The sequence below is a fragment of the Streptomyces sp. NPDC006872 genome, assembly GCF_040635845.1.
Classification (GTDB): domain Bacteria; phylum Actinomycetota; class Actinomycetes; order Streptomycetales; family Streptomycetaceae; genus Streptomyces.
Genome location: NZ_JBEYIL010000004.1, coordinates 149056 through 161783, shown reverse-complemented (window position 1 = coordinate 161783; position 12728 = coordinate 149056). Strand labels below are relative to the sequence as shown.

Annotated in this window: 4 protein-coding genes; all 4 read right to left on the bottom strand. The window is 70.2% G+C overall.

What is annotated here, in order from left to right:
• Window positions 1-62: 62 nt before the first annotated feature.
• A complete protein-coding gene (locus tag ABZ725_RS13810; RefSeq protein WP_358802885.1) occupies window positions 63-1154 on the bottom strand; it encodes an SIS domain-containing protein in 1092 nt (363 codons plus the stop codon).
• Between the two features lie 70 nt (window positions 1155-1224).
• Window positions 1225-1944: an SDR family oxidoreductase gene (locus ABZ725_RS13805; protein WP_358802884.1), complete on the bottom strand. Its 720-nt coding sequence runs from the start codon at window positions 1942-1944 to the stop codon at window positions 1225-1227.
• 74 nt (window positions 1945-2018) lie between these two features.
• Entirely contained in the window at window positions 2019-3698 is a 1680-nt protein-coding gene (locus tag ABZ725_RS13800; RefSeq protein ID WP_358802883.1) for a cytochrome P450, read from the bottom strand.
• A complete protein-coding gene (locus tag ABZ725_RS13795; RefSeq protein WP_358802882.1) occupies window positions 3695-12724 on the bottom strand; it encodes an amino acid adenylation domain-containing protein in 9030 nt (3009 codons plus the stop codon). Before ABZ725_RS13795 ends, ABZ725_RS13800 begins: the two co-directional genes overlap by 4 nt.
• Between the last annotated feature and the right edge of the window lie 4 nt (window positions 12725-12728).

Below are 12728 nucleotides of genomic sequence, written 5' to 3'. Positions count from 1 at the left end.
CCAACACTCCTTATTTTCCTGCGCTCACTCGGGGAGGAGACGGTGCTCCGGCTCGTGACGAACTAGCGGGCGGCCGCTTCCGCAAGGATGGTGTCGCCGTGGTACCAGGGGTTTCCGGCCGCCTCGGAGATGAGGTTGCGCGACTGCGTCTCGTGCGCGCGGCCGAGAGCCAGCGTGAGGTGCTGGACGAACTCCAGGGCGGTGAAGTACTTCCGCATGAAGGTGGGTTCGGCCATGGGTACCTCGATCACCTCGATGTTCCCGTTCTCCGGGCGGTCGCTCGTGAGCAGGCCCGTCAGGTTCTTCCGCTTCCCCTGCGTGTACTCGTCGTCGTCCGCGTCGGCGAAGACCAGCACGCTGTGCTTGCGCGTCGGGTCCGACAGGGTCGCCACCTCGCTGTGGCAGAACTCGTGGAAATAGTTGCGGGTGGCCGGCACCATGGCGATCTCGTTGAGGTGCATCTTGGCCAGCTTGAGCAGGCTCTCGTGCCACACCGGCGAGGCGATCATGATGATGTTGGCGTCCCGGCTCCGCAGGGCCGCCGTGCGCGCCGACTCCCGGTGGGCGTCGGTGAAGTCGTGGGCCAGGTGGCCCGGTAGCGCCCGCACCTCGTCGCCGAAGTCCTGCGGGACCAGGCCCAGTCGGAAGAAGACGTCCAGCAGGATGGCGAAGTACTGCCCCACGTGGAACAGGGGGTACTCGCGGTCGGGCTCGCTCAGCTCCCAGCGGAGGATGGACACACCGGCCTCCCGGCCCATCTCGGCCAGGCGCCCGCCCGAGGTGAGCAGGACCATCCGGTCGTGGGCGCGCGCGAGTGCGTGGAAGGCTCGCGCCGGCTCCAGGGAGTGGCCGCTGTAGGAGCTCAGGATGATCAGGGTCCGGTCGTCGTCGATGACGGAGGACGGCAGCAGGTACGCGTGGTCGTAGTCGTTGAAGACGTGGAACTCGACCTCGGTGCCCGTCGAGATGAAGAAGGCGCGGACGACATCGGAGACGATCGCCGAGCAGCCCATGCCGGTGAAGACCACCCGCTTGAAGTGACCTGCGGCGATACGGGCGCGCAGGCTGTCGGACAGCTCGTCCAGCGAGTATTCATCGGACTTCGTGAAGCCCTTACGGTATTTCTCGGAGAGAAATTCCTCGTATCGATCCATTCGAGTATTCACGTACCAAGCCTCTTCTCGAAAAATGGGAGTGGATGCCTTCTCGCGCACGCCGCGAGAATCACCACATGAACTGCCCGCCGTCCACGATCAACTTCTGACCGGTGACGTATGAAGACTTCTCTCCGATCAGGAATTCCAACGCGTCGGCCATCATGTCGACATCCCCGATGCGTCGCTGCGGGATCTCATCGAGCAACTTGTCCCGGTAGTGCGGTTCGTCCGTCCGGAATCGCGTACGCATCTCCTCGGTGTCAATCATTCCGGGAATGAGCGAGTTGACGCGAATGGTCGGAGCGAGCTCCATCGCAAGGCATTTCGTGAAGTGCAGGAGCCCTGCCTTGCTGGCGCAGTAGTTCAGCCCGTCGAGCCGCGGGCGGATCCCCGTGGTGGCCGCGACGTTCACCACCGATCCACCGCCGGCCTCGAGCATCTTCGGCGCGAGCGCCCGCGTGAGATAGAACGGAGCGGACAGGTTGGCCGCGATCACCTGGTCCCAGTCGTCGAACGACATGTCCAGGAAGGGACGGTCGATGTTGCGCCCGGCGTTGTTGACCAGCACCCTCGGCGCCCCGTACGACGCGAGCAGCTCGTCCGCCACGGTGACCACCGCGTCGGGGTCCGCCATGTCGGCCTGCAGGGCCCGGAAGGAGTCGCCGAACTCGCGCTCGGCCGCGGCGGCGGACTCCTTGTCGCCCCGGTAGAGCGCCACGACCCGGTACCCCAACGACACCAGGCGCCCACTCAGTCCGAGCCCGATACCTTTGGTACCGCCGGTCACCACCGCGAATTCCTTTTGCACCCTCATGTCTCCTGTACGCATCGACGAACTCACCGGAAAGAGAAACTGTGCGGTCAGGTTCGCGGCGTCAGCCTGCAGCGGACCTGACCGGTGGGCCGCAGGGTGATTCCGGTGTTCAGCGGAATGTCGGTGTCGACAGCGGTGAACGAGTAGTTCTGGAGCAGCACGCTCAGCGTGAGGGTGGCGTTCATCATCGCCAGGTGCTGGCCGATGCACGCCCGCGGCCCACCGCCGAACGGGAACCACGCGTAGCGCGGGCGCGCGGCCTCGCGCTCCGGCAGGAACCTGTCCGGGTCGAACGCGTCGGGGTCCTCCCAGATGTCGGGACGACGCTGGACGACGCCGGAACTGATCACCACATCGGCGCCGGCCGGAATGGTGTACGAGCCGACCTGCACGTCCTCGGTGGCGATGCGGCCCTGCGCCGGCGCCGCGGGGTAGAGGCGGAGCGACTCCTTGAGCACCTGCGTCAGGTAGGGAAGCTTCTCCAGGTCCTCGGCGACGGGCTCACGACCGCTCAGGACGGTGTCGACCTCCTGGTGGGCGCGGGCCTGCACCTCGGGGTGACAGGCGAGGAGATGCAGGGTGAGGCCCAGTGTGGTGGCGGTGGACTCGTGACCGGTGACGAGGAAGACAAGGACCTGGTTCCGGGTCTCCTGCGCACTGATCGGGTTGCCGTCGTCGTCGTGCGCCCGCGCCAGGAGGCTGAGCATGTCGTTCCGGTCGGTCGGGGCGGTCGACTCCTCGGCCCGGCGGGTCGAGATGATCTCGTCACACACCTCGTACAGCTCACGGTGCGCCTTGGCGGCGCGCAGATTGCCCGGCGTGGGCACCTTCCGGGACAGGTTCACCGGGGCGAAGGCCCGCTTGACCGCATAGGCGTTGATCAGCGGGAAGTTGCGCTGAACCGTGGGAACCATCGCGTCCACGTCGTTCTTCCGGCCGAAGAGGATGCGGGAGATCGTCCGCAGTGTGTGCCCCGTCATCTCCTCCGCCACGTCGACGGTCGCGTCCGGTGCGGTCCGCCACCGCTCGACCAGGCTGCCGGTCTCCTGAGTGATCTCCGAGCCGTAGTTGTTCACCTGACGAGGCGTGAACAACGACTGGAGCATGCGGCGCTGGCGCAGGTACTCGTCCCCCATGCTGGTGAGCAGCCCGTTGCCGAACGACTGCCGCAGCTCCCCGAGGAACCGGTTCTCCTTGCTGAACGTCTGTGCCGAGGACGCCAACACCTGCTGAGCGCCGTCCGCCGAGAACACACCGTAGAACTCCGCCCGCATTCCCGGCGGGCCCACCGTGAACCGGACCACGTCGCCGTGGTCGCGCAGCGCCCTGCGGTAGGTGCCCAGCGTGTCCCGTTGGAGGTCCATCAGCGACCCGAACAGCGGGTGCCCCGCCATGGTGGGAGGCGCCGAAACCGTCGAAGTGCTAGCGGTCATGATGCTGTCTCTCCTTCTGCTGCTTCCGTGTCGGGCCGCGGCCTGCGGGCCCGACGCGTCGGGTGCTGCGGGTGCCGGCCGGGCCGGCCGGTGCTCGACCGGGCATGCGCTCGCCGGACGCGGATCCGTCCAGGCCGCTGCGGTGAACTCCAGGCAGTCCGGCCGCCCTGCGGGGCCGAAGGCCACGGTCCAGCCGGCCGGGACGTCGAGGGCCGACGGCCACAGCGAGTACTGCCGCAGGTCGTCGACGAGGACGAGGTAGTCGGTGTCCGCTCTGTCGAAGGGATTGGTCATCGAGGCGTCCTCGGTGAGTCCGGCGTCGCCGCCGTGGCGGCGCGCAGATGGGCCACGTCCGATTGCGGGGACGCCACGATCTCCGCCAGCAACCGCTCGTAGGTGCGGGCCATGCGCAGGGCGGTCCGCCGGGAGTAGAGGTCGGCGCTGAACTCCAGGTAGCCCCGCAGCCCCGACGCCGTTTCCTCCGCGACGAGGTTGAGGTCGTACTTCGCGGTCGTCGTCGCGGGACGGATGGGCAGCACCTGAAGGTCCGCTCCGTCACCGTCGGCCCCGGTGGGGGCGGCAGCGGGAAGCAGGTTGAACATCACCTGGAACAGCGGGGAGGAGCCCGGCTCGGGAGTGGGCGCCAGGGCCCGGACGAGGTCGAGGAACGGCAGGTCCTTGTGCTCGTGCGCCTCGGTGGTGACGCGCCTGGTCTGCGCCAGGACGTCGGGGAAGGAACGGTCTGCGGGCACGTCGAGGCGGAGCGCCACCAGATTGACGAAGTAGCCGACCACGCCCTCCAGTTCGCTCCGCGGCCGGTTCGACACCGCGGTGCCTACGGCCAGTTCGCTGCCGTCCGTGTGTCCGCCCAGCAGAACGGCGAAGGCGGACAGCAGGGTCATGTAGAGCGTGACCCCCTGCTCCTGGCTCAACCGGCGCAGACGCTCCAGCAGTTCGGCGGAGATCCGGAGATCCACCGACGAGCCCTGGTACGTCTTGACCGGGCATCTCTCGTAGTCGGTGCGCAGCGGCGGACAGGTCGGCAGCCCTGCCAGTTGCCGCCGCCAGTAGCTCTCCTGGCGGGAGAGCTCTGCGGCGTCGGTCGTGTGCGCCTGCCAGCGGGCGAACCCGGCGTACGACAGCGGCAGTTCGGGCAGCTTCGGCGCCTTCCCCAGGCTGAGCGCGCGGTACAGCGCGAGCAGCTCCGCCAGCACGACGTTCACGGACCAGCCGTCGAGGACGCCCCAGGGCCGGGTCAGCACCCCGATGTGCTGGTCGTCGGACACGGTGAGCAGATGGGCGCGGATCGCGTACCGGTCCTCCGGCGCGAAGGGGCGCAGCCGTTCGGCGCGCAGCCAGTCCATGACCGCCTCCTCGTCGACGGCCGCCGGCCGCAGCGCGAAGTCGTCGGCGGGATGGACGCTCTGGGTCACGGTGCCGTCGTGCCGGGCATAGCTGGTGCGCAGGACCGCATGCCGTTCCACCAGCTCCCCCACGGCGCGCGCGTAGGCCTCGCGATCCAGGAAGCCGTTGATCCGGAACGCCAGTTGGACGTTGTCGTGCGCCGTTCCCAGGTGTGCGGGCCGGTTGAGGAACCACAGGTCGCGCTGTTGGAGCGTGATCGGCGCCGGACCTCGCTCCCCGGCCTCGTCGGCCGCTGCCCGGTCGGCCGGGACCGACGGTCCGCTCTCCTGCTCCGCCGACTGCTCCAGGACGGCGGACATCTCTTCGACGGTCGCCCCGCTGAAGATCAGCTGGAGCGGCAGCTCGGCGCCGGTCTCCTTCTTGATCCGCAGCGTGAGCCGGGTCGCGAGCAGGGAGTGTCCACCGAGATCGAAGAAGTTGTCCTGGAGTCCCACCCGGGTGAGACCGAGGACGTCGGCGACGATCCGGCACAGCGCACGCTGTGCCTCGGTCCGCGGGGCGACGTACCGCTCCTTGGTCACGTCGGCCTCGTCCGGGGCCGGCAGGGCCCGCTTGTCGACTTTGCCGTTCGGCGTGACCGGCAGTTCGTCGAGGACCACGAACACGCCGGGCACCATGTAGTGCGGCAGCAGCGCGGAGAGGTGCTCCTTGAGGGCGCGGGACAGCGACGGCCCCCTGCCGCCCAGTTGCGGATGGTTGGTCGCTGCGGTTGCCCGATAGGGCTCACGCGCCCGTACACGGGGCAGTTCACCCCGGCCGAACACCAGGTCGAGGCCGTCGAGCCGGTCCTGCGACCAGGTGGCCGCCGACTGGAAGCCGAGCTCCTCGGCGTGCCGGAGTACGGCTTCGAGCTCCCGGACCTCGTCCGCGGTCCGCGAGCGGGGCGCGAGCGGCTCAGCCATCGGGGGATACGGCCTGCCCCCGAGCTCCGCGCCGAGGCGCACGGCGTCGGTGACGCGGGCGTTCGTCAAGCCGCTCACCCCGAACCGGTCGGGGACCTCGCCGTCCAGCAGGGCGCGCAGCTCCGCCGGGGAGGCGGCCTCCAACCACGGCAGGGCGGCGGCCGGTGCGACGTCCTTGCGCAGGATCACCTCGTAGCGGTAGGCGAGTGCCGCACTGTCTCCCTCGCCCCGCCCGACGATGAGGTCGACCGCCCCCAGCTCGGGGAGACGCTCCGGCAGCCGCGCGAAGTACGTCGGACTGACGAGCAGTTCCCGCTCCTGGCGCCGGCTGCGCCACACCTGGGTGGCCGGCGCGTCGAGGGTGCCGCCGGGCTCCGTACGCTCCCGCTCGGCCGCGCAGAGCTGGGCGGTGAACAGATCCAGGTTCCGGACGCCGCAGACGAGGATGCTGCCGCCGTCCTCCAGGAGCGTGACCAGGAGCCCGAGTACCTCTTCCAGGTACTCCTCGTTCGGGGAGTGCCGCACCACCGAGTTGAGCACGATCGTGTCGAACTTCTCGCCGGACAGCTCCGCCACGGACAGCGCGTCCCCCTGGGTCAGGGTGACGTGCGACCATCCGCGGCCTGCCACGCCCCGGCGGGCCACATCGAGAGCCGTGGCCGACGGGTCGAGCGCGTGCACCGAAGCGCAGTCCGCGGCGTAGCGCAGGAGCAGCTCTCCCCCGCCGCAGCCGATCTCCAGCACCCGCTTCGGGCGTATGCGCTCCAGCTGCCGGGCCGTGGCCTCGACGGGTTCCTGGCCGGCGGAGCCGGCGCCGAGCGCATACCGGTCGTCGGAGTGCCGCCGCCACTGTTCGAGGTGGGCGGCGTTCTCCTCCTGGACAGCGGTGTGCAGCCACTGCGGAGTCGGGCTCACATAGGCGGCGAGCGTGCGGGCGGCGCCGCTCCCCTGCGGGACGACCACCGCTCGATGCACCGAGGGGTGCTTGAGCAGCACGTTCGCGACTTCGCCGGGTTCTACGCGGAAGCCGCGCACCTTGATCTGGTCGTCGACCCGGCCGAGGTAGTCGAGAGTGCCCTTCGCACGCCATCTCACCAGGTCACCGGTGCGGTACATGCGTGTTCCGGGTTCGAACGGATTGGCCACGAACCGCTCGACGGTCAGCTCCGGCCGGTTCAGATAGCCACGGGCCATGCCGTCGCCGGAGGCGTACAGCTCACCCGGCACGCCGAGCGGTACCTGTCGCAGCTCCTGGTCCAGCACGTACACCCTGGTGTTCCACACCGGAGGGCCGATGGGCACGGCTGTCGCTCCGGGCTCGGCCCGGTAGCGGCAGGCGGTGAGGGGACCGCCCTCGGTGGGCCCGTACAGGTTGTGCAGTTCGGTGTCCGGCAGCACGCGGGCGAACCGTTCGGCGAGCTCGACCGGGAGCGCCTCGCCCGCGGTCTCGACGCGGCGCAGGCCGGTGCACAGTTCCGCGGTCGGTTCCGACAGGAACTCGGCCAGCATGGACGGGACGAAGTGGAGGTCGGTGACCCGCTCGTCACGAATCAACCGTGCGAGATACTCCGGATCCTTCTGACCGTCAGGACGGGCGATCACCACGGCCGCGCCGACCTGGAGCGGCCAGAACAGCTCGGGCACCGAGACGTCGAACCCCACCGACGTCTTCAGCAGCATCCGGTCCTCGCCGCTCATGCCGTAGTGACTCTGCTTCCACGCGGTCCAGTTCAGGCCCGCGCGATGGGGGATCACCACGCCCTTCGGCCTGCCCGTGGAACCCGAGGTGTAGAGCACGTACGCGGCGTCGTCCCTGGCCACCTGGGCCCGGGGGTTGTCGTCCCGGCCGCCGGTGGTGTCCGGCAGCTCCTCCAGGACGAGCAGCGGCACGCTGTCGGCGAGCACCTGTTCCACGCGCTCGTCCGGGAGGTCGGTCTCCATGGGGAGGTACGCCGCTCCGGTCTTCACCACGGCGTGCACGGCGACCACCAGGTCGAACGAGCGCGGCATCCGGATCGCGACCCGCTGCCCGGGCCCGGCCCCCCGCTCGATCAGCCAGTGCGCGAGCCGGTTGGCACGGGCGTTCAGTTCCGCGTACGACAGGGTGCGGCCCTCGAAGACCAGCGCGGTGCGGTCCGGAGTACGTGCGACCTGCGCCTCGAACGCGGCAGGCAGCGTCTCGTGCGGGAGGGGGACCGCGGTGTCGTTCCACTCGGCCAGGCGCTGCCGGTCGCCCGCCGGCAGGACATCGACGTCCAGCGCGGCGGTACCGGTCCCGTCGTCCGTGGCAAGGGCGTCGACAAGGCCCGCCAACGCGGTTTCGAGACAGTCGGCCACCGCCTCGCAGGTGACCGTCTCCTCGACCTGGATGTCCAGCGACAGCTCGGTGCCGAAGTCGTCGAGCGACACCGTCACGGGGTAGTTGATGGCGTCCACGGCCGCGAGGAAGCGCACCCCGTGGTCGTCGATGCGCGGCAGCGTCTCGTCGTGCTCCGCCTCGAAGTGACGAAAGTTGACCACAGCGCTGAACAGTGGGGCGTCGCCCTCCAGGCCGCTGCACCGCTGGACCAGGCTCAGGGGGCTCTGCTCCCGCGCGATCAACTCCCGCAGCCCGGTGTCGACGTCCGCGATCAGCTCACTCACGGTCCGGCCGGCGAGCCGGGTGCGCAGGGGAAGCGTGTTGATGAAGTTGCCGAGCATGCGCTCCACCCCGGGCACGCCCTGCAGGCGTCCGGACAGCACGGCGCCGAACACCACGTCGTCGCGCCCGCTGGTGGCAGCGACGAAGCAGGCCCACGCCGCGTGGAAGAGACAGGCCGGGCTCAGTCGCAGACGCCGGGCCTGGGCGCGCAGGTCGCGTGCGAGGGGCTCGGGCAGCGCTCGGCGCAGCCGGCCCACCCGCCGGCCGTTGCCGTGCACGTCGGTGAGGCCGAACGGGGCCGTGGGTTCTGTGACGTCCTCGAGGGCTGTCCGGAAGTAGGCCACCGTGTCGTCAGCGGTGTGCCTGGCCAAGGTGTGGGAGACGAAGTCGCGGTAGGGCGCCGGGGTGGACAGCAGGTCGAGGCGGCCCGCCATGTGCACGGCCAGCTCCTGCAGGATCAGTCGCAGGGAGGTGGCGTCCTCGATGAGATGGTGGGCGGTCAGGAGCAGGTAGCGGCGCTGCGAGTGCGGCTCCTCGGCGACGACCAGGCGCAGCAGCGGCGCGCTGTCGAGGCGCATCCGTTCCTGGCGTGCGAGCAGTTCTCTCGCCTGCACCTCGGGGTCCCGGCCGGCGGCGAGCCTGGTCCGCTCCACGGGGAGCCGCGCGGCCCGGTGCACGACCTGGACGGGTTCGGGCAGGCCGGCGGTGAGAACGGCGGTGCGCATCACGTCGTGGCGGTCGACGATGCGCTGCAGGGCGTCGATGAACCGGGCACACGCCTGCTCGTCGTCGGCCCGGTAGAGGGTGGAGACGAGATACGGGTCGTTGTCCGGGTCCATCAGATGGTGGAAGAAGATGCCCTCCTGCGTGGGCAGCAGGGGGTAGACGTCCTGGATGCCGGCCGCCCCGCCGGGCACGGCGGCCACGACGGTGTCGATCTGCTCCTGTGTCAGGTCGATCAGCGCAAGCAGGTCGGGGGTGAGGCGCTCGCAGCCCACCGGGATCCGGTTGGCGGGGACGGTGTGCGCGGGCGCCGCCCCGGTCGCGTCGATGCGCGCCGCCAGAGCGGCCAGCGTGGGCGCGGTGAAGACGTCCTGGACGGTGATGTGCAGACCGCTGTCCTTCAGCCGCGCCACCAGCACCGTGATCATCAGGGAATGGCCGCCGAGGGCGAAGAAGTTGTCCTCGGTGCTGACCCGCTCGGCGTCGAAGCCGAGGAGTTCGGCGCAGACGTCGGCCAGGTGCCGCTCGGTGTCGGTGACCGGTGCGACGTAGGCGCGCTGGGCGAAGGCGTCGATGCCGGGGGCGGGCAGGGCACGGCGGTCGAGCTTGCCGTGCGCGGTCACCGGCAGGGCGGCGAGTTCGACGTACGCGCTCGGCACCATGTACTCGGGCAGGGTGCCCTCGAGATGCCGGATCAGGTCGGCGCGGTGATCGGCGAGGGCGTGTCCGGGTTCGGGCACCACGTAGGCGACCAGGCGGGAGCTGCCGTCCTGGTCCGCACGGACCAGGACGGCCGAGGAGCGGACGGAGGGGTGCTCCGTGAGCCGGTGCTCGATCTCGCCCGGCTCGATGCGGAAGCCGCGCACCTTGACCTGGTCGTCGGCGCGGCCGAGGAACTCCAGGTCGCCGTCGGGCAGTCGGCGCACCAGGTCGCCGGTGCGGTACATGCGGGCGTCGGGGGAAGCGTCGAACGGGTCGGGCACGAACCGTTCGCGGGTCAGCTCGGGCTGGTGCAGATAGCCGCGGGCCAGCCCCGCGCCGGCGATGTACAGCTCGCCGACGCAGCCGACGCCCTGCGGCGCGAGAGCCTCGTCGAGCACGTGCAGTCGGATGTTCTGGATCGGCCGGCCGATGGGGACGACGCGGGGCGTGTCATCGGCGGGGACGGTCCAGTGGCTGACGTCGACGGCTGCCTCGGTGGGCCCGTACAGGTTGTGCAGCGGCGCGGTGTGCTGCTCGTAGTGGCGTGCGCACAGGTCCGGGGGCAGCGCCTCGCCGCTGCAGAACACCTGCCGTACGGTCGTGCACCGCGCCCAGCCCGGCTCCTCGACGATGCTGCGCAGCATCGACGGCACGAAGTGCAGGGTGGTCACGCCGAACGCACGGACGGCGGAGAGCAGGTAGGCCGGGTCGCGGTGACCGCCGGGCGCGGCGATCGCGAGACGGGCGCCGGAGAGCAGCGGCCAGAAGAACTCCCAGACGGACACGTCGAAGCTGTAGGGGGTCTTCTGCAGGACGACGTCGTCACCGGTGAGTCGGTACTCGTTCTGCATCCACTCGATGCGGTTCACCGCGGCCCGGTGCTCGATCATCACGCCCTTGGGGCGGCCCGTGGAGCCGGACGTGTGGATCACATACGCCAAGTGACCTGCGTGCGCACCGGGTTCAGCCGTGGGGACGTCCGCGTCCCGGGCCTCGAGAACGTCCGTGCCTTCCTGGTCGCGCAGGGTGCCGTCCGGGTGCAGGACGAGCAGGTGCTCGACGCCGTGCAGTGGTTCGGCGTCCAAATGTGGCTGGGTGAGGACCACGGCGACCCCGGAGTGGTCCACGAGGTCGGTGCGGCGGGCCGCCGGGTAGGACGGCTCGATCGGCATGTAGGCGCCCCCGGCCTTCAGGGCGCCCAGAATGCCCGCGACCATTTCGGCGGAACGCTCGGCGTGCAGACCGACCAGCGTGTCCGGCCCGACACCGCGTCGGCGCAGTCCGCGGGCGATCCGGTCGGCCCAGGCGTCGAGTTCGGCGTACGTCCATGAGCGGTCGGAGGTGACCAGGGCGGTGCGCTCGGGGTGCCGGGCCACCCGCTCCTCGAACAGTTCGTGCAGGCACCGGTCGTCGCTGAAGGGCCGCTCGGTGTCGTTGAACACCTCGACCACCTGGCGACGCTCCTCGGCGTCGATCATGGCGAGTCGGGACACGGGCAGCGCCGGATCGTCGGCGACGGCGGCGAGCAGCCGGGTGTAGTGACCGATGAAGCGCCGGATGGTCTCGCGGTCGTACAGGTCGGGGTTGTACTCGACGGTGCCGACCAGGCCGTCGGGGGACTCCCGCAGGTCGACCGTCAGGTCGAACTTGGTGAAGCTGAGATCGAAGTCGACCGGGGAGACCTCGAGACCGCCGAGGGTGACGTCCCGCCGGGTCTGTGCCTCCTGAAGGACGAACATCGTCTGGAAGACGGGCGAACGGGCGAGGCTGCGCTCGGTGTCCAGGGCCTCCACGACGGCCTCGAAGGGGACTTCCTGATGGTCGTAGGCCTCCAGTGCGGTCTTCTTCACCTGCGCCAGCAGATCGCGGAAGTCCGGGTCGCCCGCGAGATCCGCGCGCATCACCAGGGTGTTGGCGAAGAAGCCGATGAGATCCTCGACCTCGCGTCGCCCGCGGTTGGCGACGACAGTGCCGACGGCGATGTCCGTCTGGCGGGTGTAGCGGTTGAGGACGACGGTGTAGGCGGCCAGCAGGGTCATGTAGAGCGTGGCTTCGTGGACCTTGGCGACGTCGCGCAGGGCGCTCAGCAGTTCCGCCGGGCAGCTGAAGTTCTCGCCGGCCCCCGTGTAGGTCTTCACGCGCGGGCGCTCCCGGTCGACGGGCAGCGTCAGCCGCGGGTCGACCCCGGCCAGCTGATGCTTCCAGTAGTCCGTCTGACGGTCGTGCAGGTCGCCGGCGAGCCGCTCACGCTGCCAGTGCGCGTAGTCCGCGTACTGCACGGGCAGCGGCTCCAGCGGGTCGGGGCGGCCCGCGCCGAACGCCTCGTACAGGGCGACCAGGTCGCGGAAGAAGACGCCGACCGACCAGCCGTCGGACACGCTGTGATGGGTGGTGACGAGCAGGTGGTGCTCCTGCTCCGACTGCCGCAGCAGCCGGACCCGGATCAGTGGCCCGCGCTCCAGGTCGAACGGGGCGGCGGCCTCGTCGCGGCAGATCGCGGCGAGCCGCGCCGGGTCGGTCAGCTCGTCCTCGGCGACCGTGAAGTCGCTGCCGTCGCCGATGACCTGGCGCGGTACGCCGCCCTGGTCGACGAACCGGGTGCGCAGCACCTCGTGCCGCTGGACGACCGCCGCCAGGGCGCGCAGCAGTGCGGGGCGGTCGAGGCGGCCGCGCAGCCGCATCGCCATCGGGATGTTGTAGGCGGCGTCGGCGCCGTCCAGCTGGGCGAGGAACCACAGCCGCTGCTGGGTGAAGGACAGCGGCACGGGTGTGCCGTCGGTCCGGGGCAGCCGGGGGATGGTTTCGAGCGCGGAGAGGTCGACGCCCTGTGTGCGCAGCAGCGCGATCAGGGCGCGCTGCCGCTTCTCCGGCAGGGAGCGGACCCTCCGGACGAGATCGAGGCCGGTGTCCTGACTGGTGGTGCCCATCGTC

Bases quoted from the DNA above. Each gene is read 5' to 3' on its own strand.
- ABZ725_RS13810 (WP_358802885.1), bottom strand. From the start codon at position 1,154: ATGGATCGATACGAGGAATTTCTCTCCGAGAAATACCGTAAGGGCTTC.
- ABZ725_RS13795 (WP_358802882.1), bottom strand. From the start codon at position 12,724: ATGGGCACCACCAGTCAGGACACCGGCCTCGATCTCGTCCGGAGGGTC.
- ABZ725_RS13800 (WP_358802883.1), bottom strand. From the start codon at position 3,698: ATGACCAATCCCTTCGACAGAGCGGACACCGACTACCTCGTCCTCGTC.